The organism is Novosphingobium sp. YAF33, from assembly GCF_052113265.1.
Classification (GTDB): Bacteria; Pseudomonadota; Alphaproteobacteria; order Sphingomonadales; family Sphingomonadaceae; genus Novosphingobium.
Window position 1 is genome coordinate 317202 of record NZ_JBFRCW010000007.1, and the last position, 19827, is coordinate 337028.

The window sequence follows — 19827 nt, forward strand, 5'->3', positions numbered from 1 at the left end:
CTTCGCAATCAGAAGCTGTAGCGCACGCCGGCAAGGGCGGACGCGGTCCAGTAGTCGTCATATAGCGGATCGTTCCGGGTCACCCCGTCGATCCCGAGGGCCATCGTCGCGCGGAGGCGGCGGGCCAGCATGCGGTAATAGCCGAGCGTGGCGCCGTAGCCCTCGACATTGCCGGTCAGGGCATCGGTGCTGGTCAGCCAGTTGGCGTAGACATTGGCCGACCAGCCTGCATCGCGGCCGAGCTGGCCGCTGACATAGGCGGCGATCCACCAGTTCTCGTCGATCACGCCGTCCGCGGCGGCCAGGACGGTGTTCCGTCCGGCGATGAAGTCGCGGCGGTCGTAGCCCGCGCCGATCCCGGCGTTGAGACGCCCGATCTCGCGCGAATAGCTCGCGGCGATGCCGCGGCCCCGGTAGACCGCCGAGCGCACCGAACCCAGCGCGCCGGAAACGCAGTTGTTACCATCGAGCGAGATGACGCAGCCGCGCAGCTCGCCCGTGACCGGATCGCGCACGGCCACGAAATCGTCGGGCAGTTGATCGAGCGCGCGGCCAAGCTGTCCGCCGAAACCGCTGACACTGTCGTATACGCCCACGCTCAACTGGCTGCGGTCGTCCGGCGCATAGGCCAGGGTGCCGCCGAAGCTGGTGGAGCCGTAGCGGCGGCCGATATGGGCCGAAAGCGAGGTGCGGCGGCTGGGGCGCCACATCACGGCCACGTCCCAGAGCAGTCCGCTGACATCGTAGGCCAGTTCGCGCGGGGCGCTCTTGTCCGTCACATAGCGTCCGTCGCGGCCGACCACGGGATTGCCGTCGGCATCGCGCACCGCGTCGCGACTGGAGACTTCCACATCCTCGTAGCCGAGCGCGCCCACCACCTGCACGGTGCGGCTGACGGGAACGGTCACCAATGCCCGCGCCTGCATGTCGCGCACGCGCTGGTCGAGGTTGGAGACGTCCTCCTGATAGATGCTGCCCGCCACGCCCAGGCCGACCGGCGCGACGACATGCGGCGCGACCCCGGCCTCGACATCGGCCACTTGCGTCACGCTCTTGTCGAACAGATCGCCCGCCGCGCCGCCGGGTACGGCGACATAGGCATCGGGCTGCTCCACTTTGGTGAAACCGGCGCGGTAGTTTGCGGAGAAGTCCACATCGCCGGCGCGCGTCTTGAAAGACGGGCCGCCGTAGACCGAATAGATGTTGGTCCGCGTCCCGTCATTGGTCAGGCCGGCGGAAAGCGCCGATCCGCCGTTCTGGACGCGCGCCTGGGTGGCGAGCGCGCCCGCTTCCAGCGTCAGGCCGGGCGTGATGGTGGCATAGCCGCGCACGATGCCGCTGATGGCGTCGCCGTCCTGTGCCTTCCGGCCCCAGCCGATGTAGCGCTCGTAGCGCACCGAGGCCGAGGCGGCATTGTTGCGCCCGGAGATGCCCAGATCCACGCCCGCCGCCAGCTGGGTATATGTAAGCACGTCATTGCCCGGCGAGAGCTGCGCGTCGACGATCTGGTCGATCTCGATATAAGGCGTCACTTCCAGCCGGCGCGTGCCCTTGCCGCGTTCGCCGCGTCCCGGCTTGCCGCCGCCGGACGGGCTGTCGGCTGGCGAAGCTGCCTCGTCGGAGCCGGCCCCGACCTGGTCGTAGCCCATGGTCTGCGCCTGCACGGGCAGGGCGGCCACGGCCGTCAAGGCGGCCAGCCCCAGCGAGGTCCAGGAAGCCGACTTCATCCCTTGTATCCGTAATAAGAGCCGAAGCGGCGACCGCTCGGGCTGAACTGCGCGTCGTTGAGCAGGAGCTGGACGTTGGGGCAGGCGCCCAGCAGCGAGATGGCATCCTCCAGCGCGCCCTGCCCGGTGCGGTCGGCGCGCACGATCACCACCGTCTGGCCGACGTACTTCGCCAGTTCCGCGGCGGGCGACGCTGCCAGCGCGGGCGGCGAATCGAAGATCACCATGCGGCGCGGCGCGTTCTCGGTCAGCCGCTCCAGCACCTCGGCCGTGCGCGAGGAGGCGAGGTATTCGCTGTCGTTGATCGTCGCATCGCCCGCCGGCATGATCCAGAGGCCCGGAATATCGGTGCCGAGCACGCAAGCGGCAGGATCGATGGTCTCGTCCATCAGCGCATCCATCAGCCCGGGACCGCCCGGCAGGCCGAGTGCGGAGAGGATCGAGGGCTTGGCGAAGTCGGCATCGACCAGCAGGACTTCGCTCTCCTTCTCGGCCGCGATCGACAGGGCGAGGTTGAGCGCGCAGTAAGTCTTGCCTTCGCCGGGATGGGGCGAACTGATCAGGATGCGCTGCGAGGCAGCGCCCGCGCCCTGGCGGCGCAAATCGGCGGCCTGGACCAGGAGCTGGCGCTTCACGATGCGAAACTCTTCGAGCAGCGCGGTGACGGTGCCTTCGGGGACGATCAGGCCTTGCTCACGCAAGTGCTCGCGGTCGATCGGATGATGGTCGTCGCTGAAGGCGATCGGCGCGGCAAAGGGCAGCGCGGCCAGGGGCGGCACGGGTTCGTGTTCGGCAGCCAAGGGGGCGGCGAATGGCGGCGGCACAGAGGCAGGCGCGCCAGAGGCGGTCGGGGCGGCAGGCGCGGCGGCAGTCGGGGCGTCAGTCGGGGCGGCCGGAGCCGGCGCCTTGCGCGCCGGTTCGACCGGCAGCGGGCCGGGACGCGCGATGATCGCGTTGAAATCGAAGCGACCGGCGGCGCGCTCGATCAGCGATTCGCCGGGGCCGCGGGTGCGCCCGGTCGGCGCCTGCTTTTGAGGCTGGCTTTCGGCTTCGTGCGCCGCGTCTTCATGCCCGGAAAGCGGGATCTTGCTGTGTTCCGTCATCGCCGTTCCTCAGGCCACCATGCCGCGCTGGATGAACTCGACCGCGAGCAGCACCACGCAGAGCGCGCAAAGCGCCGCGCCCGCACCAAAGAAATACTTGAGCCGGCGGCGGCGAAGCTGGCGCACATGATCCGTGACGTTCTGCGAGATCGCACCGAGCACCGGCAGGCCGATGGCCCGCTCCAGCCCGGCCGTGGTCGCGAAGACCGACCGGACCTTGCCGAGGGCGAAGGCACCGGCACAGCCGCCGACGATCCCGGCCATGAGCACGCCCACGAGCAGGAGCGGACGATTCGGCGCGACGGGCTTGCGCGGCGTCGTCGGCGGGTCGACCACCTGGAACTTCACGGCCTCGCGCTCGGTCTTCACTTCGCCGCGCAGGCGCAGTTCCTCGCGGTCCTGCAGGAGCTTGTCGTACTGCTGGCGAAGCACGTCATAGTCGCGGTTGATGCGCTGGGCCTCGGTGGCGAGTTCAGGGTCCTGGATCGCGGATGCCGTGAGCGAGGCCACGTCGGACTGCAGGGCCGCCTTGCGCGAAGTCAGCGCCTGGACATTGGCGAGACGCTCGGCACGGATCGACTGGAGCGAACTGTAGGCGGGGTTAGGTGTGCCGCCGCCATTGGCCGCTTCCTGCGCGGCCGGTCCGCGCAGTGCGGCAACCTGGTTGCGCGCCACGATCACGTCGGGATGGTTATCGGTCAGGCCCCGCGCGCGCATGGCCGAAAGCTCGGCCTGGGCGGCGGCAAGCGCACCCGCGGCCCCGCCAGCGCCGCCGCCGGCGACGGTGCGCGGCGTTCCGGCGAGCTGGCCGTCGATGGCCGCCAGCGAACTCTGCGCGGCGGAGAGGTCCGCCTCAAGGTCACGCAACTGAGTGCGCGAGCTTTCCAGCCGCTGCGCCACGGCGGCGCCGCCCAGCACCATTTCGGGATGCTCGGCCTCGAAGGCGGTGCGACGCTGCTCGGCGCTTTCCAGTTCCTTCTCGCGGCTGCGAAGCTGCTGGTTCACGAATTCCAGCGTCTCGACCATGTCGCCACGGTCGCCCGAGAGGTTTTCCTCGCGGAAGATGTCGATCAGCTTCTGCGCCACTTCGCGGGCCAGTTGCGCATTCTCGGCATCCGAGAACGAGGCGTAGTTGGCGGTCGCGGTGATTTCGAACAGGTTGTCCTGTTGCGCCACGACCGAGACGTTCTTGCCCAGGCCCAGGACGGCGGATTCCATCTGCTTGGGCGACTGGATCGTGTCGCCAAGCCGCGTGCCGCGCACGACCTTCTCCAGGTTCACGGCGCTCGTCAGCGTCTGGCGGATACGCTCGATATCGCGCTTCTTGTCGGCCACGCCGATGCCGACCTGTTCGGCCAGGGCATCGTCGAGCTGGATGAAAATGCGCGCGCGCGATTCGTAGGTGTTCGGGATCAGCGCCACGACCAGCCAGCCCAACAGGCAGATCGCCCAGGCAGCCGCCAGAGCGATCCAGCGCCGATGCCAGACGCTATGCAGGGCTGCGAGCAGTTCTTCGTAGAGGCCGTTCATTGCGCCAATCCGTTCCCGTCAGGTCCGATCCTCAGAACATGCTTTCCGGGATGATGATCACGTCGCCCGGCTTCAGCATGACGTTGGCCTTGCTCTTGCCCTTCTTCAGCAAGTCGCTCAGCCGCAGCGCATATTCGGTCTGCTTGCCGCTCGCCTTGTCGAAGCGGATCAGCCGCGCACGGTTGCCGGCGGCATATTCCGAGAGACCGCCCACCGCGATCATCGCATCGAGCACGGTCATGTTGGCGCGATAGGGGATCGAAGCCGGCTTCTCAGTCGCGCCCACGACGCGGATCTGCTGGCTGTACGTGCCGGAAAAGCCGTCGACGATCACCGAAACCAGCGGGTCCTGGATATATTGCGAAAGCTGGAGGCGGATGTCCTCGGCCAACATGGCAGGGGTCTTGCCGACGGCGGGCATGTCGGAGATCAGCGGCGTGGTGATCCGCCCGTCGGGCCGCACCTGCACTTTGGCGCCAAGCTCGGGATTGCGCCAGACGAACACGGTAAGCTGGTCCAGCGGACCGATCACGTATTCCTCGCTCGGCCCTTCCTGCATCGCCACGAACTGCGCAGGCGGAAGCTCAGGCTTCGGCGCGGCATTGGCACAGCCCGAAAGCAACATGCCGGCAAGCGACATCCCGGCGAGCGCAGGGCCGGCCAGAAGTCCGATGGGGCGACGATGCGGCATAGGCTAATCCCTCAAGGCGCCCGCTTCTCCGCAAGTACGGGACTGGCGGACCGGGCAAATTTCCAGTCTCGCCTATCGCTTAAAAGGGTGAACATTGCGTTAGCCCTGACAGCGCGATTCCCATGCGGTCCCGCTATGGGACAACATGGCGCCAATCGCTAACGCCGGGTCAGACCAGCATTTCCAGCGCCGGACCCTGGCCGAGGAAGTTCGCCGGGCTGGCCGAAGCGCCGTAGGCCCCGGCGCAGAACACCGCGATCAGATCGCCCACATCGGCCCTTGGAAAACCGCCCTTGTCGGCCAGCTTGTCAAGCGGCGTGCACAGACAGCCGACGATCGAGGCCTCCTCTTCCACATCGGCGCCGAAGCGGGTGGCGATGGCGGAGGGGTAGTTGCGTCGCACCACCGTGCCGAAGTTGCCCGAGGCGGCAAGCTGGTGATGCAAGCCCCCATCGGTGACGAGGAACACTTCGCCGTGGCTCTCCTTCCGGTCGATCACGCGCGCGATGTAAATGCCCGATTCGCCAACGAGATAGCGGCCGAGTTCGATGCAGAACGCCGTGCCCTGCAAGACCTCGGGCAGCCGCTCGAAGCGCTCCGCCAGCCGCGCGCCCACCAGTGCCAGATCGACCGGCGTGTCGCCCGGGAAATAGGGAATGCCAAGGCCGCCACCGAGATTGCAGCGGGGCGGCACCGCACCGCTCTGCAGCGCCAGCCGCGCAGCCAGGTCGAGCGTCTGACCCTGCGTTTCGGCAATGGCCTCGGCATCGAGCGCCTGGCTTCCGGCGAAGATGTGGAAGCCTTGCCAGTCCGCGCCGCTGGTCAGGACCTCGCGCACGAGTTCCGGGACCCGCGCGGCATCCACGCCGAAGGGCTTGGCACCGCCGCCCATCTTCATCCCAGATCCCTTGAGGTCGAAATCCGGATTCACGCGAATGGCAAGGCGCGGCGTCAGGCACAGCGATTCGCCGATGCGAATGGCGCGCCGGGCCTCGGCTTCCGATTCGACATTGAGCGTCACGCCCGCGCGAATCGCCGCTTCCAACTCGCGGTCGCGCTTGCCGGGGCCGGCAAAGCTGACGGCGGCAAGGTCGATCCCCGCGCCCCGCACGATCTCGAGTTCCCCGCCCGAGGCGATGTCGAACCCGTCCACCAGTCCGTCCATCAAGGCCAGCAGCGGCGGGAACGGATTGGCCTTAACGGCATAGTGCAGTGCCAGCCGCTCGGGCATGGCCGCGCGCAGTTCAGCCACGCGGCGGCGCACGCGGTCCGCTTCGTAGAGGAACAGCGGCGTGTCGCCCGCTTGCGCCGCCCACTGCGTCACCGGCTTGCCGCCGACCGCCAGAACGCCGTCGATCGCCGCGAACCCGGCGGGGATCGGACCGAGCGCCTTCATGCCAGGGTCTCCACGGCAAGCGCGGCGGCAAGGGCGGTGCGGTCGATCTTGCCGTTCGGCCCGATCGGCAACGCCGTGCGCCAGTGGATCACTTTGGGCTGCATGAAATTCGGCAGTTCCTGCATGAGTTTACGGGGCAATTCTTCCTCTGCGCCTGAAGCGCCGGGCGCCGCGCGGACCACGAGATGGACCGCCTGCCCCAGCCGCGCATCCGCCAGCCCCAGGGCCACCGCCTCGGCGACGAGCCCGGTCGCCAGCGCGGCCTCTTCCACTTCCTGCGGGCTGATGCGGTTGCCGGCGCTCTTGATCATGGCGTCGCGGCGGCCGACGAAGTAGAGCAGGCCCTCCGCATCGCGCCTCACGCGGTCTCCCGACCATACCGCCATGCCACCGTAGCGCGATCCGGCGGGTGCGGGCTTGTAGCGTTCCGCCGTGCGCTCCCGGTCCTGCCAGTAGCCCTGGGCGACCAGCGGGCCGCAATGGACCAGTTCCCCTTCCTCTCCGTCCGCGGCAATCCTGCCGGCTTCCGTCACGACCAGCACTTCAGCATGGGGAATCGCCTTGCCCATCGAGGTGGGATGCGTGTCGATCAGCGCGGGGTCGAGGTACGTGGAGCGGAAGGCTTCGGTCAGGCCATACATCGCGAAGAGCCGCGCCTGCGGGAACAGGGCGCGCATGCGGCGCACGAGATCGACCGTCAACGCGCCCCCGCTATTGGTGAGACGGCGCAGGTTCGCTGCCACGTCGGCAGGCCAGTCCAGCTCGCAAACCTGCACCCAGAGCGGCGGCACGGCGGCCAAAGTGGTGATGGCATGGCGGTCCACGGCCTTCACCACGTCGCGCGGCATGAGGTAGTCCAGCGGCACCACGCAGCCCCCGGCATACCAGGTTGAAAGCAGCTGGTTCTGCCCGTAATCGAAGGACAGCGGCAGCACCGCGAGCGTGCGATCGTCGGCCGCGAGGCCCAGGTATTCGGCCACGCTCTCTGCCCCCAGCCACATGTTGGCATGGCTGAGCATGACGCCTTTCGGGCGGCCGGTGGAGCCACTGGTATAGAGGATCGCGGCCAGTTCGTCGGGATCGGCCGCGGAGGGCGGCAGTTCTCCGCCCTGCTCCGCGGCTTCGGCCAGCGCAGCGCCTTCCTCGATGATGCGGCAGGCCGGCGGGACATCGCCCTCGCCCAGCGATGCCAGGCGCGAGGGCGTGCCGATCAGCACGAGCGCGCCGCTGTCGGCCAGGATATGGGCGACCTGCGCATGCTTTAGCAGCGGGTTCACCGGAACATGGACCAGACCGGCGCGGGCCGTGGCCAGCGGCAGCAGGCAGGTCAGTTCGCCCTTCGCCGCCCACGAGGCCACGCGCGCCCCCTTTTCCGGCACCACGCGCGCCAGCCACGCCGCAAGGCGGGAGACACGCGTTCTTAATGCCTTGTAGTCCAGTACCTCTCCGCGCAGCACGAGCGCCTCGGCCGAATCCTCCCCGCGCAGGGCGAGATGGTCGAGCGGCAGGATCGGATTTTCGGTACTGCCGGTCATGACGGGGATAGGCTCCGCAGGGGTTCGAACGGGACGTGATAAAGGTCGATTATCACCGCGATCTTAAGCAAGTGCAATCGGATGGCCAGCTAGCTGCCTGGCTTTCCGAGAGCAACCAGCGCGCGCCGTTCGACCGGTTCGCCTGGTTCCAGGGACTGGCCGAGCATTGCAGCCTTGCTCCGCTGATCGCCGTTGCGCGCGAGGAGGACGACCTGGCGGTGCTGCCGCTGCAGGGCACCGGAGGCCACCTCCACGCGCTGTCGAACTGGTACACCTTCCGCTATCGCCCCCTCGCCTCGCGCAGTGACGGGCTGCTCCAGGCGCTGGCGGCAGACCTTGCGGGCAAGGCGCGGGGGATCACGCTGGGCGGCTTGCCTGACGAGGATCGCAGCGCCACGCGCCTCGAAACGGCATTTCGAAATGCCGGTTGGCGCGTCCGCCGCGAAGCCTGCGACACCAACCATGTCCTGCCGGTGGATGGCCGCAATTACGCGGAATACCTCGTTTCCCGTCCCGGCAAGCTGCGCACCACGCTCAAGCGCAAGTCCGGCAAAGTGGAAACCCGGGTGCTCGACCGCTTCGATGCGGATGTCTGGCGCGCTTACGAATCGATCTATGCCGAAAGCTGGAAGCCCCACGAAGGCAGTCCCGCCTTCCTGCGCGCATTTGCCGAGGCCGAAGGCCGGGCCGGGCGGCTGCGGCTTGGCCTCGCGCTGGCGGATGGCGAGCCCGTCGCCGCGCAGATGTGGACCGTCGAGCACGGCACCGCCTGGATTCACAAGCTGGCCCACCGCGAGGCCGCGAAGCCGCTTTCGCCGGGTTCGGTGCTCAGCGCTGCGCTGTTCCGCCACGTCATCGACATGGACCGGGTGAATCTCGTCGATTTCGGCACCGGCGACGATCCCTACAAGCGCGACTGGATGGAAATTGTGCGGCCGCGATATCGGCTGGACATGTTCCGCCCCTGGTCGCCGCTGAACTGGCCGCATTTCGGCCGCGAATTCGCCCGCGGCATTCTGGGGGCAGGTGCACAGTACCTTGCCGCAACCGCGAAGCGCGGCTAGAGGCGCGGAGACTAAAGACAATGCCCGAAGAGAGGGGCCATGCAAGACGACACCGACCTGCTGCTGCGCCGCATCCTGACGGACGTACTGGGCCTCAAGCAGGGGCAGGCAGAAACGTTCGATGCCGACACCGGCCTGTTCGGGCATTTGCCCGAGCTGGATTCGATGGCCGTGGCCGGCCTGCTGACCGAGCTGGAAGACCGGCTGGACATCATCATCGAGGACGACGAGATCGACGGCGAGATGCTGGAGACTTTCGGCGGCCTGCTGGACTTCGCGAAAGCCAAGCGCACCGCGGCATGACCCGCGCGGGGGGTATCGCCCGATGACCCCCGCGACCTGGCTCTGCCCGCTTCCCGACGGAGGCTCCCAAGAGGAACAGGCGCTCGCTTTCGACAGCGGACGCGCCTGCCGCCTGCTGATCGTGCCCGCGCTGTTCGACGAGGGCAATCGCCTGCGCCGCTTCACCGTGGAAGTCATGCGGCGGCTCGACCGTGCGGGTATGGACAGTGTGCTGCCCGATCTTCCCGGCACGAACGAGAGCCTCTCCGGCCTGCCAGCGCAAGATGCCCGGCACTGGCAGGACGCCATGGGTGCCGCGGCGCGGCACTTCAGTGCGACCCATGCGCTGGGCCTGCGCGGCGGCTGCCTATTCACGCCGCCCCTCCCCGTGTTCCACTATGCCCCGGTGAAGGGCGCGCAGATCCTGCGCGGCATGCTTCGCGCACGCATGCTGGCCAGTCGCGAGGCCGGGCTGGAGGAACACCGCGAGGCCCTGACGGTCGCCGCCCGCGAGGATGGTCTCGTGCTGGCGGGATATCCACTCGGCAGCGCGCTTTTTCGCGACCTGGAGCGCCTGGAGCCTACGATCGGGGCAAGCGTCATCGCGCAGGACCGGATCGGCGGCAGCGGCCTTTGGCTCCGCGCCGAGCCGGACGAGGACGCGGCGCAGGCCGATGCCCTCGCCGCGCTTCTGGTGGAGGCCATGCAGCCATGACGCGGCGGCATTTCACGTTTTCCTGCGAAGGCGCCCGCCTCGTCGCCACGCTCGACGGGATACCGGGCGAGACCGGTCTCCTGCTGGTCTCCGGCGGCAACGAAGTGCGCGCCGGTGCCTGGAACGGCCAGGCCCGCTTCGCGGCGCGCATCGCGGCGGAAGGATACCCCGTGCTGCGCTTCGATCGCCGCGGCGTGGGCGACAGCGAGGGTGAGAACGGCGAATTCCGGTCAAGCGCCCCCGATATCCGCGCCGCCCTGAAAGCCTTCCGCGCGGAATGCCCGGGCGTTCGCCGCGTGATCGGCTTCGGAAACTGCGACGCCGCCAGCGCGCTGATGCTTGCGAAAGGGGCGGGGCTGGACGGGCTGGTGCTTTCCAATCCCTGGACCATCGAGGACACCGCCGCGGAGGCCCCGGCCGAAGTCGTGCGCGACCACTATCGGCGCCGGCTGGCCGATCCGGCTGCCATCAAGCGCCTGCTGACCGGCCAGGTGGCGGTAGGCAAGCTGGTCCGCAGCCTGGTGGCGGCCGCGCGTCCGGCCCGGGCCCAGCCCGTCGGTCTCGCGCAGGAAATCGCGGCAGGCATCGCCGGCTTTTCAGGCCCCGTCCGCCTGCTCGTGGCCGAGCGGGATCGCACTGGCCTTGCCTTCATGGCGCACTGGCAGAAGGCGGATCACCGGGTGCGGCGCTGTGCCGGTGCGACTCATAGCTACGTCGAGCCGGACGCGCAGGACTGGCTGCTTGCGCAAGTGCTGGACGTGCTGGCCGCAGATTAGGCGTAAGGGGTTCGAGGAAATTCCCGAACCCCTTACGCAAACCCTCAGGCCTCGACTTTCGCCGCTTCGGCAAAGTCCCGCGCGGCAAGATAGCGCTCGGCGTCGAGCGCGGCCATGCAGCCGGTGCCCGCAGCGGTGATCGCCTGGCGATAGACGTGGTCCATCACGTCGCCGCAAGCGAAGACGCCGGCGATGTCGGTCTTCGGCGTGCCCGGCTGGACCAGCAGATAGCCGGTCTCGTCCATGGCCAGCTTGCCCTTGAACAGTTCGGTCGCAGGTGCGTGCCCGATGGCCACGAAGGCACCGTCGGTCAGGATTTCGCTCTGCTCGCCGGTTTTGGTGTCGATCAGCGCCAGGGCGCGAAGTTCGCCGTTCTCGCCTTCCATGAAGCGCTCTACGCGCTTGTCCCAGACGACATTGATCTTGGGATTGGCGAAGAGGCGGTCCTGGAGGATTTTCTCGGCGCGCAGGCTGTCGCGGCGGTGGATCAGGGTCACTTCGTCGGAATGGTTGGTGAGGTAGAGCGCTTCCTCGACGGCGGTGTTGCCGCCGCCGATCACGACGACCTTCTTGCCGCGATAGAAGAAGCCGTCGCAAGTGGCGCAGGCCGAAACGCCCTTGCCCGAGAGTTCCTGCTCGCCCGGAACGCCCAGCCACTGCGCCTGCGCGCCGGTGGCGATCACCAGGGTGTCGCCCTCGTAGATGTCGCCCGAATCGCCGATGGCAGTGAAGATCGGCCCGTTCAGGTCCACCGAGGTGATGATGTCGTACATCATGCGGGTGCCGACGTGGACGGCCTGGGCCTCCATTTCCTGCATCAGCCAGGGGCCCTGGATCACTTCGCGGAAGCCGGGGTAGTTCTCGACATCGGTGGTGATGGTAAGCTGGCCGCCGGGCTGCAGACCCTGCACCACGATCGGTTCCATCCCGGCGCGCGCGCCGTAGATCGCGGCCGAGAGTCCGGCCGGGCCGGAGCCGATGATGAGCATGCGGGTCTTGTGCGTCGTCGCCATGTGAAAGTCTCCGGCGTGAATGTGTCGAATATCGTTGGGGCGCGAGATAGGGCCAAGCACCCCGGTTTGCCAAGCGCCGCACGCTGTAAGGAAATACTTGATCCCCGCAAATCGGCGCTTGATGCCCCTTGTCCGGCGGGCAGAACGCGCCTCTCCCCATTGACCTCGGCGCGGGCCGGGATCACGGTTTCGTCATGAAAAGCCAGCTTGGTCCCACTTCGAACCGCTTCATCTCGCAGCGCCTGCGCCTCAACTACGTTGACTGGGGCAACCCGGACGCGCCGCCGCTGATTCTCCAGCACGGCGGGCGGGACCATTGCCGCAGTTGGGACTGGGTGGCGGAGGAACTGCGGCACGACTGGAACGTCATCTGCCCGGACCTTCGCGGCCACGGCGATTCCGAATGGTCGCCCGAAGGTCACTACGGGATGGACGCCTTCGTCTACGATTTCGCGCAACTGGTGCATACGCTCGGGCACGAGAAAGTGACGATCGTCGCCCATTCGCTCGGCGGCAATATCGCCACGCGCTTCACCGGGCTGTTCCCCGAGAAAGTGGCGAAGTTCGTCAATATCGAAGGGCTCGGCCCGCCGCCTCAGATCCGCCGGCAGATGGAGGAACGCGGCCCGGGAGAGCGGCTGAAGCAGTGGATCGAGGACAAGCGCCGCGCCGCCGGCCGCCTGCCGCGCAAATACGCCACCCGCAAGGATGCCTACCAGCGCATGAAGGAGGAGAACACCTTCCTCACCGAGGAGCAGGCCCGCCACCTCACCATCCATGGCGCCAGCCGCAACGAGGACGGCACCTGGAGCTGGAAGTTCGACAACTACGTCAACGTCTGGTCGGTATCGGACCTGCCGACTTCGGACATCGTCGCGCTGTGGCAGGCGATCACCTGCCCGATGCTCATGCTCTGGGGCCAGAACAGCTTTGCGCAGAGCCCTGCCGAAGACGGCCGGATCGACCACTTCCCGAACGCCCGCCTGATCGAATACGAAAACGCCGGCCATTGGCTGCACCATGACCAGTTCGATCGCTTCATGGGCGATGTGAAGGCATTCCTGGCAGACTGAGGGGACGGCCCCGGCCGGGGCCGCCGCGTCAGGTGAGCAGGAAGTAACCGAGGCCCAGCCAGCAGCAGGCACAGAGCGCGACGGCGATCATCAACCCGCGCGCGTCATGTTCCGGATTGCCCAACTTGCCGCTCTGGGCGGCATAGACCAGGCTTGAACTGATCCCGTGATGGAGTCCGGCGAAACCTTCCGGACGGCGTTCGAACTGAAAGATACCTTCGTTCACGACGTTCATTCACAACATCCCCTAATGCGTGGCGGTTTTGCCCGCCGGTCCGATGCCGTCCGCCTTTTGGCGTGACGTCCCGAACCTTCCCGCAGAATCGGGATGCTAACATCTTCCTCCGGGCTTGCCCATACCATCAGGCCCATACCATCAGGCCCATACCATCGGGCCCACACCATCCAGGCCACTCCGCGTCGCGCCGCATCAACGCCTTGCAATGCATGCATCCAGCCATATACGACGGAATATAGCCCAGTCCTTTCGGAGACCTTCCACCATGCGCCGGCTGCTCGCCTTCCTGACATCGCTGTTCGCGGTCTTCGCCCTGGCGGTCGCACCTGCCGTTGCCCAGCAGTCGGGACCCCTGGTGCTGGCGGCGGCCAGCCTGCAGGAATCGATGAATGCCGCGGCCGACGCCTGGGCGGCCAAGGGGCATCCGCGCCCGAAGATCTCCTTTGCCGGATCGTCCGCCCTCGCGCGCCAGATCGAATCGGGCGCCCCGGCAGACGTCTTCGTCTCCGCCGACGAACCCTGGATGGACGAAGTGCAGTCCAAGGGCCTGCTGCGCCCCAAGACCCGCGTGTCGTTCCTGACCAATACCCTGGTGCTGATCGGGCCCGCGGGCAAGGCGAAGCGCCTGACGATTCGCCCCGGTTTCCCGCTTGCGGCCGCGCTTGGCCCGAACCGACTGGCCGTGGCAGACCCCAACGCCGTGCCTGCCGGAATCTATGCCAAGCAGGCGCTGACCCGGCTCAAGGTCTGGCCTTCGGTGCAGGGCAAGCTGGCGCCCGCCGAAAACGTGCGCGCCGCGCTGGCGCTCGTCAGCCGGGGCGCCGCGCCGCTGGGCGTGGTCTACGGCACCGACGCCCGCGCCGAACCCGGCGTGCAAGTGGTAGGCACTTTCCCCGCCAGTTCGCACGACCCCATCAGCTACCCGGTGGCCGTGCTGGCATCCTCGCGCCACAAGGACGCGGAAGGCTTCCGCCGCTACCTGATCTCCGCCGAGGGCAAGGCCGTGTTCCGCCGTTTCGGCTTCGGCGCGCGCTGATCCTGCACGACCCGCTGGCGTGACGGCGCTCTCCCCGGAAGAATGGCAGGTCCTGCTCCTGTCGCTGAAGGTCAGCGGCGTCGCCATGGCCGCGATCCTGCCGGTCGCCTTTGCGCTCGCCTGGGTAATCGCTCGCTGGCGCTTTCCCGGCAAGGTCCTGCTCGATGCGCTGGTGCACCTGCCGCTGGTCCTGCCGCCTGTCGTCACCGGCTGGCTCCTGCTGATCGCCTTCGGCCCGGCCGGTCCGCTGGGCCGCTTCTTCGCGGAAGGCTTCGGACTGACGTTCATCTTCCGCTGGACCGGCGCCGCGCTGGCCGCCGCGGTCATGGCGCTGCCGCTCATGGTCCGCGCCATGCGCCTCTCGATCGAGGCGGTCGATCGCCGCCTCGAAAGCGCCGCCCGCACGCTCGGCGCCGGGCGCTGGCGCACTTTCGCGACGATCACCCTGCCGCTTGCCATGCCCGGCGTCCTGGCCGGACTCGTGCTCGGCCTCGCCCGCTCGATCGGCGAATTCGGCGCGACCATCACATTCGCCTCCAACATTCCGGGCGAGACGCAGACCCTGCCGCTCGCCATCTACAGCGCCTTGCAGATGCCCGGTTCGGAGTGGCAGGTGACGCGCCTCGCCGTGCTGTCGATCCTCGTCTCGCTCTTCGCCCTGGTGGCGTCCGAATGGCTCGCGCGGCGCAGCGGCGCCCGATACGGCCAGGCGGGGGCAGCGCATCATGCCCTTTGACCTGGCGATCTTCCTGAAGCGCGGCAAGCTGCGGCTGGACTATGCCTTCCGGACCGAAAAAGGCGGCCTGACCGCGCTGTTCGGGCCTTCGGGCGCGGGCAAGACCTCCCTGCTCGACGCCATCGCCGGGCTCGCGCGGCCCAGCGCCGGCCACATCCTCGTCGAGGACACGATACTGTTCGACAAGGCCCGGCGCATCGACCTGCGGCCCGAGCAGCGCCGCTGCGGCTACGTATTCCAGGATCTTCGCCTGTTTCCGCACCGCTCCGTGCGGGACAACCTGCTCTACGGCTGGCGCCTGGCGCCGCCGGCGCAGCGCTGGATGGATCTCGACACCGCGCTCGGCTTCCTGGGCATCGGCCACTTGCTCGACCGGAGCCCGGCCACGCTGTCCGGCGGCGAAGCCCAGCGCGTGGCGATCGGCCGCGCCTTGCTCTCCGGCCCCCGCTTCCTGTTGATGGACGAGCCGCTGGCCTCGGTCGATGCCGAAAGACGCGAGGAAATCCTCACCGTGATCGAACGCATCCGCGACGAACTCGCCCTGCCGATCCTCTATGTCAGCCACGACCGCGCGGAAGTGGACCGGCTGGCCGACCGCGTGATCGACATCCCGGCTCGAGGCTGAAGCGCTTGCCCGAATATCTGGGCCGACGATCTGGGGCCAAAGATCGCGGCTGACCTCTTAAGCCGATCCGACACCGAATAATTGCGCTCTCCCCCGATTGACAGCCTCGCGCGCATCGCCCAAACATGAATTGTAATTCTAATACACTAAGGCACTGCACAGGCAGGCCCGGGAGATGGGGTACATGTCGAAAATCCAGCGGGGCGTCAGCCTCTACAGCTTCCAGGAAGAGATGTTCCTGGGGCAGATGTCGGTCGAGGACTGCATCGCCTTCGGCGCGTCGATCGGCGCGACGGGCATCGAAATCCTGCCCGAGCAGAACATGCCGGCCTTCCCGCATATCGACGATGCCGAAGTGGCCCGCTGGCATGAGATGCTCGCCCGCCACGGCGCGCATTTCACCTGCTACGACATGTTTCTCGACACCAAGCTGCGCAAGGGCGAACTGATCTCCGATGCCGAGCAGGTGGAGAGCATCCGGCGCGATCTGGTGCTCTGCAACCGCCTGGGCATCCGCAACATGCGCGTGCTGGTCTTCGTGCGGCCCGATATCCTGGCGCAGTGCGTGCCTTATGCCGAGGAACTGGACGTCCACATGGGCGTCGAAGTCCACGCGCCCTGGCACCTCGAACATGCCTGGATCCTGCGCACCATCGAGGAAGCGGATCGGCTGGGCACGAAGCATCTCGGCATTCTTCCCGACATGGGCATCTTCATGAAGCATTACCCGCCCGAATTCCGCGCCCGCTTCGAACGGCAGGGCGCCCGGCCGGAAGTGACGCAGTTCATCGTCGACCAGCACGAACAGAAGATCATGTGCGAATACACGATCTACGAAGTCGCCGTGAAGATGGGCGGCAACAAGGCGGAAATCGCCATGGCCGAGACCCTGCGCCACGCGCCTTATGCCAACCCCCGGCGGATCGGCGACTATGCCCCCTATTTCCGCCATATCCAGGCCAAGTTCTACGGCATGAGCGAGGACTGCACCGATCCCACGATCGCTTATGACGAAGTGATCCCCGAACTGGTGAAGTGCGGCTGGGAAGGCACGCTCTCCAGCGAATACGAGGGCAACCGCTGGATCCAGGACGTCTCGCCGGTCGACAGCCGCGAACAGGTCCGCCGCCAGCACGTCATGTTCGAACGCCTCATTGCAAAAGCCGAAGCGGAACGGGAGATCGCCTGATGTTCGACAAGTACCTGATCGACGCCGCCACCCTGCGCAACACCGGCCCGGCCGATGCACCGACCGGCTTCGCCTTCGAGGCCCGGCTGGGCTATTATCGCGGCCTCGGCCTCTCGATGGTCGAGAAGCTGGACGTCTCGATCGACGGCGCCGCCCTGCCCCGCGAAGCCGTCCGTTTCGACGAAGGCAAAGGCCCGCTCAGCCTGGACGAAATGGAAGTGGCCTACGATCGCCGCTGGCCCTTCGGCGCGCCGGCGACCATCCTGGTGGACCATGCCGGTGGCTTCCCCGAAGGCGAGCACGAGCTTTCGCTGCTCCAGCAGCTGCGCGTCTCCTACCTGCCCTTCCCCTCGGTCAACAGCGACGCCAAGCGCGTCTCGCTCGCCGGATGATCGACCGGCGTGACGCCTTGCGCCTGGGTTCCCTCACGGGCCTGGGCGCGGGCCTCGCCGCGGGCTCGGGCGCGGCCTGGAGCGCGGGCCGCGCCGCACCGGCCACGGCCTCTGCCCTGCCCGGCATCGAGGGCCAGCGGCGGGCGGATCGCGGCGACGGGACTTATCTCAATCCCGCGCTGGCCGGCGATTTCCCGGACCCGACCATCCTCAAGGACGGTGAGGACTATTACCTCACCCATTCCTCCTTCGAAGCGGCGCCGGGCCTGCTGATCTGGCACTCGCGCGATCTGGTGAACTGGACGCCCATCGGCCCCGCGCTGGACAAGCCTCTCGGCACTGTCTTCGCGGTCGATCTCGTGAAGCACGAGGGGCGCTACTACATCTACATCCCGTTCATGCAGGCGCCCTGGTCTCAGGGCCTCAAGAGCTTTGCCAATATCTTCGTCATCCACGCCGACGACATTCGCGGCCCCTGGAGCGACCCGATCGACCTTGGCATCGGCGGCTTGATCGACCCCGGCCATGTCGTCGGCGAAGACGGCAAGCGCTACCTGTTCCTCTCGGGCGTCAACCGCGTGCGCCTCACGGACGACGGCCTCGCCACCGACGGGCCGGTGGAGAAAGTCTACGATGGCTGGAAGTACCCCGACGACTGGGTGACCGAGGCCTATTCGCTGGAAGGCCCCAAGCTGTTCCGCCGCGGCGACTGGTTCTACCTGGTGACCGCGGTGGGCGGCACGGCCGGTCCGCCCACGGGTCACATGGTGACGGTGGCCCGCGCCCGCTCGATCAACGGCCCCTGGCAGGACTGCCCGCACAATCCGATCATCCGCACCTGGAACCCGGCGGACAAGTGGCTCTCGCGCGGGCATGCCAGTCTGGTGGAAGGGCCGGGCGGAGACTGGTGGGCCGTCTATCACGGCTATGAAAACGGCTTCTACACGCTGGGCCGCCAGACGCTGCTCGAACCGATCCAGTGGGACAAGGACGGCTGGCCCCGCGCCATGGGCGCCGATCTCTCCCGCCCCCTGCCCAAGCCCGCCGCTCGCCGCCAGACCGGCAGCGTCTCGGCCCCGCGGGATCTTCCGCAGGGAATGGCCTGGTCCGACGATTTCTCGCGCGCCGCGCTGGGCACGCGCTGGCGGTTCTACAACCAGGCGCCCAGCGAAAGCACGCGCGCCGTGGTCGGCGGCGGCGCGCTGGCGCTCGCCGCCAAGGGAGCCGGGCCGCAGGACTGCTCCCCGCTTACCCATCTTGTCGGCGACCATGCCTACGAATGCACCGTCTCGCTGGAACTGGAAGGCGGGGCCGAAGCGGGGCTGCTGCTGTTCTTCAACGATCGCCTGTTCCTGGGCATGGGCTATGACGGCACCCGGATGGTCAGCTACCGCGGCGGCAAGCCGAGCTATTGGCAGGAGCCCGTGGCGAAAGGCAGCCGGATCGACCTGCGGATCGTCAATGCACGGCAGATCGTGACCATGTACCACCGCGTGCCCGGCGGCGACTGGATCCGCCATGCCGTGCGCAGCGAAGTCTCCGGCTACCATGCCAATACGATGGACGATCTCGCCAGCCTTCGCCCGGCCCTCTTCGCCAGCGGCAATGGCCTGGCTCGCTTCCGCGACTATCGCTACCGTGCTTTCGAGGGAGGCTGAACCATGATGACAGACCGTCGCAGCGCCGTGGCAGGCATGATCGGCGCGGGCAGCGCGCTTGTCCTGCACGGTCCCCTGGCCGCAGCCGACTTCAAACGGATCCCCCAGCGCGCCTCGGTTCGCGTGATTGCCGACAACGACTATGCCGGCGACCCGGACTCGCTGGTCGCGCTGGCCCATCAGTTGCTCAGCCCCAAGGCGCGCACCGTGCTCGTCACATCCTCGGCACTGGATCGCAAGTTCCCCGGGCAAGGCCCTGCCGACCGGACGGCCCGGCTTGGCGCCGCGGTTGCGGTGGAACTGGCGGAGCGCCTGGGGATCGCGGCGGTTCCGACAGTCGCCGGCACCGAGAACCTGGGCGAGCTGACGCCCTCCTCCGCCGCCAGGGCCATCGTGGCCGAGGCCATGCGCGAGGACAAGCTGCCGCTCGTCTTCACTTGCGGCGGCCCGCTCACCAACCTTGCCGCCGCGCTGCAACTGGAGCCGCGCATCGCCGGCCGCATGAAAGCGATCTGGATCGGCGGCGGAGACTATTCGTCAGGCACTGGGGCAGCAGCCAGCGGACCGGCGGGCGGCTGGGAATACAATCTCATGGCCGACCTTCCCGCCGCGCGCCGGGTTCTCGGCGATCCGGCGCTGGAACTGATCCAGGTACCGCAATCGACCTATCGCCAGATGCAGATGTCGATCGCGGACATGGCGGCGCGGCTGCGGCCGATCTCGCCTTTCACGCAGTGGCTCTACGACCGCTTCACCTCGCCGCCCGACTTCGTCGATATCGGTGGTGCCTGGCCCATGGGCGATACACCCACGGTCGTCCTGGGCACGCTCACGCCGGAGAGCAGCCGGTTGGAGACGGTCACGGCGCGTGCCGTCAACGCAGACGGCACTTACGGAGCCGAAATCGCCGGACGCAACCTGAGGGTCTGCACGAGGATCGACGCCCGCCTCGCTTTCGACGATTTCCTGGCGCTGATGATGCTGAACGCCCAGGAGCATCACGCCAGGTAGGACGCAGATCGACGGAGCGGCAGCGCACTGTGCCGCC

General features: G+C 67.7%; 20 protein-coding genes. 12 read left to right on the forward strand and 8 right to left on the reverse strand.

Annotated elements, in window-relative coordinates; translation table 11 throughout:
• Positions 1 to 8: 8 nt before the first annotated feature.
• The 6 genes from AB4Z00_RS17035 to AB4Z00_RS17060 all read right to left on the reverse strand — a co-directional run bounded on the left by AB4Z00_RS17035 (position 9) and on the right by AB4Z00_RS17060 (position 7982).
• Positions 9 to 1727 carry a preprotein translocase subunit YajC gene (locus AB4Z00_RS17035; protein ID WP_442046679.1) on the reverse strand — a complete coding sequence of 573 codons (1719 nt, stop codon included), beginning with the start codon at positions 1725 to 1727 and terminating at the stop codon, positions 9 to 11.
• Positions 1724 to 2830, reverse strand: a complete 1107-nt coding sequence (locus AB4Z00_RS17040) for a capsular biosynthesis protein (protein ID WP_442046680.1) — start codon at positions 2828 to 2830, stop codon at positions 1724 to 1726. The genes AB4Z00_RS17035 and AB4Z00_RS17040 overlap by 4 nt, the downstream gene beginning before the upstream one ends.
• Before the next feature lie 9 nt (positions 2831 to 2839).
• Positions 2840 to 4360: an XrtA system polysaccharide chain length determinant gene (locus AB4Z00_RS17045; RefSeq protein ID WP_132263349.1), complete on the reverse strand. Its 1521-nt coding sequence runs from the start codon at positions 4358 to 4360 to the stop codon at positions 2840 to 2842.
• 31 nt (positions 4361 to 4391) lie between these two features.
• Positions 4392 to 5051, reverse strand: a complete 660-nt coding sequence (locus AB4Z00_RS17050; RefSeq protein WP_132263350.1) for an XrtA/PEP-CTERM system exopolysaccharide export protein — start codon at positions 5049 to 5051, stop codon at positions 4392 to 4394.
• A gap of 169 nt (positions 5052 to 5220) precedes the next feature.
• On the reverse strand, positions 5221 to 6447 hold the full coding sequence (locus tag AB4Z00_RS17055) for a pyridoxal-dependent decarboxylase, exosortase A system-associated (protein WP_442046681.1): 1227 nt from the start codon (positions 6445 to 6447) through the stop codon (positions 5221 to 5223).
• Positions 6444 to 7982 carry an acyl-CoA ligase (AMP-forming), exosortase A system-associated gene (locus AB4Z00_RS17060; protein ID WP_442046682.1) on the reverse strand — a complete coding sequence of 513 codons (1539 nt, stop codon included), beginning with the start codon at positions 7980 to 7982 and terminating at the stop codon, positions 6444 to 6446. Before AB4Z00_RS17060 ends, AB4Z00_RS17055 begins: the two co-directional genes overlap by 4 nt.
• A 35-nt stretch (positions 7983 to 8017) precedes the next feature.
• Here AB4Z00_RS17060 and AB4Z00_RS17065 point away from each other — a divergent pair, with 35 nt between their 5' ends.
• From AB4Z00_RS17065 to AB4Z00_RS17080, 4 genes are read left to right on the forward strand one after another with little or no spacing between them, the layout of a single operon-like run.
• Positions 8018 to 9046: a GNAT family N-acetyltransferase gene (locus tag AB4Z00_RS17065; protein WP_442046683.1), complete on the forward strand. Its 1029-nt coding sequence runs from the start codon at positions 8018 to 8020 to the stop codon at positions 9044 to 9046.
• Positions 9047 to 9085: 39 nt separating this feature from the next.
• Entirely contained in the window at positions 9086 to 9349 is a 264-nt protein-coding gene (locus AB4Z00_RS17070) for a phosphopantetheine-binding protein (protein WP_132263357.1), read from the forward strand.
• Positions 9350 to 9371: 22 nt separating this feature from the next.
• A complete protein-coding gene (locus AB4Z00_RS17075; RefSeq protein ID WP_442046684.1) occupies positions 9372 to 10043 on the forward strand; it encodes a hypothetical protein in 672 nt (223 codons plus the stop codon).
• The gene (locus tag AB4Z00_RS17080; RefSeq protein ID WP_442046685.1) at positions 10040 to 10819 is read left to right on the forward strand and encodes a hydrolase 1, exosortase A system-associated; all 780 of its coding nucleotides are present in this window, start codon (positions 10040 to 10042) and stop codon (positions 10817 to 10819) included. The genes AB4Z00_RS17075 and AB4Z00_RS17080 overlap by 4 nt, the downstream gene beginning before the upstream one ends.
• Before the next feature lie 44 nt (positions 10820 to 10863).
• Here AB4Z00_RS17080 and trxB read toward each other — a convergent pair whose 3' ends face one another.
• Complete coding sequence (gene trxB / locus AB4Z00_RS17085; protein WP_132263362.1) at positions 10864 to 11832, reverse strand: thioredoxin-disulfide reductase; 969 nt, start codon at positions 11830 to 11832, stop codon at positions 10864 to 10866.
• Positions 11833 to 12026: 194 nt separating this feature from the next.
• On the opposite strand from trxB, the gene AB4Z00_RS17090 reads away from it, so the two are divergent.
• Entirely contained in the window at positions 12027 to 12905 is an 879-nt protein-coding gene (locus AB4Z00_RS17090) for an alpha/beta fold hydrolase (protein ID WP_134093129.1), read from the forward strand.
• Between the two features lie 28 nt (positions 12906 to 12933).
• Here AB4Z00_RS17090 and AB4Z00_RS17095 read toward each other — a convergent pair whose 3' ends face one another.
• Positions 12934 to 13140 (reverse strand): hypothetical protein, encoded by a 207-nt coding sequence (locus AB4Z00_RS17095; RefSeq protein ID WP_132263366.1) that lies wholly within the window; start codon positions 13138 to 13140, stop codon positions 12934 to 12936.
• A 268-nt stretch (positions 13141 to 13408) separates the two neighbouring features.
• Between AB4Z00_RS17095 and modA the strand changes: the two genes are divergently transcribed.
• The 7 genes from modA to AB4Z00_RS17130 all read left to right on the forward strand — a co-directional run bounded on the left by modA (position 13409) and on the right by AB4Z00_RS17130 (position 19790).
• Positions 13409 to 14179, forward strand: a complete 771-nt coding sequence (gene modA / locus AB4Z00_RS17100) for a molybdate ABC transporter substrate-binding protein (protein ID WP_442046686.1) — start codon at positions 13409 to 13411, stop codon at positions 14177 to 14179.
• A 19-nt stretch (positions 14180 to 14198) separates the two neighbouring features.
• Entirely contained in the window at positions 14199 to 14915 is a 717-nt protein-coding gene (gene modB, locus AB4Z00_RS17105; RefSeq protein ID WP_442046687.1) for a molybdate ABC transporter permease subunit, read from the forward strand.
• Positions 14905 to 15540, forward strand: coding sequence for a molybdenum ABC transporter ATP-binding protein (locus AB4Z00_RS17110; protein WP_442046688.1), 636 nt, complete (start codon positions 14905 to 14907; stop codon positions 15538 to 15540). The genes modB and AB4Z00_RS17110 overlap by 11 nt, the downstream gene beginning before the upstream one ends.
• 184 nt (positions 15541 to 15724) lie before the next feature.
• Positions 15725 to 16729 (forward strand): sugar phosphate isomerase/epimerase family protein, encoded by a 1005-nt coding sequence (locus AB4Z00_RS17115; RefSeq protein WP_442046689.1) that lies wholly within the window; start codon positions 15725 to 15727, stop codon positions 16727 to 16729.
• Positions 16729 to 17121, forward strand: a complete 393-nt coding sequence (locus AB4Z00_RS17120) for a C-glycoside deglycosidase beta subunit domain-containing protein (protein WP_314465814.1) — start codon at positions 16729 to 16731, stop codon at positions 17119 to 17121. The genes AB4Z00_RS17115 and AB4Z00_RS17120 overlap by 1 nt, the downstream gene beginning before the upstream one ends.
• A complete protein-coding gene (locus AB4Z00_RS17125; protein WP_442046690.1) occupies positions 17118 to 18779 on the forward strand; it encodes a family 43 glycosylhydrolase in 1662 nt (553 codons plus the stop codon). Before AB4Z00_RS17120 ends, AB4Z00_RS17125 begins: the two co-directional genes overlap by 4 nt.
• 3 nt (positions 18780 to 18782) lie before the next feature.
• Positions 18783 to 19790 carry a nucleoside hydrolase gene (locus tag AB4Z00_RS17130; protein ID WP_442046691.1) on the forward strand — a complete coding sequence of 336 codons (1008 nt, stop codon included), beginning with the start codon at positions 18783 to 18785 and terminating at the stop codon, positions 19788 to 19790.
• Positions 19791 to 19827 lie beyond the last annotated feature (37 nt).

Excerpts from the sequence above, each read along its gene's own strand:
- AB4Z00_RS17035 (WP_442046679.1), bottom strand. The coding sequence starts at position 1,727 with ATGAAGTCGGCTTCCTGGACCTCGCTGGGGCTGGCCGCCTTGACGGCC.
- AB4Z00_RS17040 (WP_442046680.1), bottom strand. The coding sequence starts at position 2,830 with ATGACGGAACACAGCAAGATCCCGCTTTCCGGGCATGAAGACGCGGCG.
- AB4Z00_RS17045 (WP_132263349.1), bottom strand. The coding sequence starts at position 4,360 with ATGAACGGCCTCTACGAAGAACTGCTCGCAGCCCTGCATAGCGTCTGG.
- AB4Z00_RS17050 (WP_132263350.1), bottom strand. The coding sequence starts at position 5,051 with ATGCCGCATCGTCGCCCCATCGGACTTCTGGCCGGCCCTGCGCTCGCC.
- AB4Z00_RS17055 (WP_442046681.1), bottom strand. The coding sequence starts at position 6,447 with ATGAAGGCGCTCGGTCCGATCCCCGCCGGGTTCGCGGCGATCGACGGC.
- AB4Z00_RS17060 (WP_442046682.1), bottom strand. The coding sequence starts at position 7,982 with ATGACCGGCAGTACCGAAAATCCGATCCTGCCGCTCGACCATCTCGCC.
- AB4Z00_RS17070 (WP_132263357.1), top strand. The coding sequence starts at position 9,086 with ATGCAAGACGACACCGACCTGCTGCTGCGCCGCATCCTGACGGACGTA.
- AB4Z00_RS17075 (WP_442046684.1), top strand. The coding sequence starts at position 9,372 with ATGACCCCCGCGACCTGGCTCTGCCCGCTTCCCGACGGAGGCTCCCAA.
- AB4Z00_RS17080 (WP_442046685.1), top strand. The coding sequence starts at position 10,040 with ATGACGCGGCGGCATTTCACGTTTTCCTGCGAAGGCGCCCGCCTCGTC.
- trxB (WP_132263362.1), bottom strand. The coding sequence starts at position 11,832 with ATGGCGACGACGCACAAGACCCGCATGCTCATCATCGGCTCCGGCCCG.
- AB4Z00_RS17090 (WP_134093129.1), top strand. The coding sequence starts at position 12,027 with ATGAAAAGCCAGCTTGGTCCCACTTCGAACCGCTTCATCTCGCAGCGC.
- AB4Z00_RS17095 (WP_132263366.1), bottom strand. The coding sequence starts at position 13,140 with ATGAACGTCGTGAACGAAGGTATCTTTCAGTTCGAACGCCGTCCGGAA.
- modA (WP_442046686.1), top strand. The coding sequence starts at position 13,409 with ATGCGCCGGCTGCTCGCCTTCCTGACATCGCTGTTCGCGGTCTTCGCC.
- AB4Z00_RS17110 (WP_442046688.1), top strand. The coding sequence starts at position 14,905 with ATGCCCTTTGACCTGGCGATCTTCCTGAAGCGCGGCAAGCTGCGGCTG.
- AB4Z00_RS17115 (WP_442046689.1), top strand. The coding sequence starts at position 15,725 with ATGTCGAAAATCCAGCGGGGCGTCAGCCTCTACAGCTTCCAGGAAGAG.
- AB4Z00_RS17120 (WP_314465814.1), top strand. The coding sequence starts at position 16,729 with ATGTTCGACAAGTACCTGATCGACGCCGCCACCCTGCGCAACACCGGC.
- AB4Z00_RS17125 (WP_442046690.1), top strand. The coding sequence starts at position 17,118 with ATGATCGACCGGCGTGACGCCTTGCGCCTGGGTTCCCTCACGGGCCTG.
- AB4Z00_RS17130 (WP_442046691.1), top strand. The coding sequence starts at position 18,783 with ATGATGACAGACCGTCGCAGCGCCGTGGCAGGCATGATCGGCGCGGGC.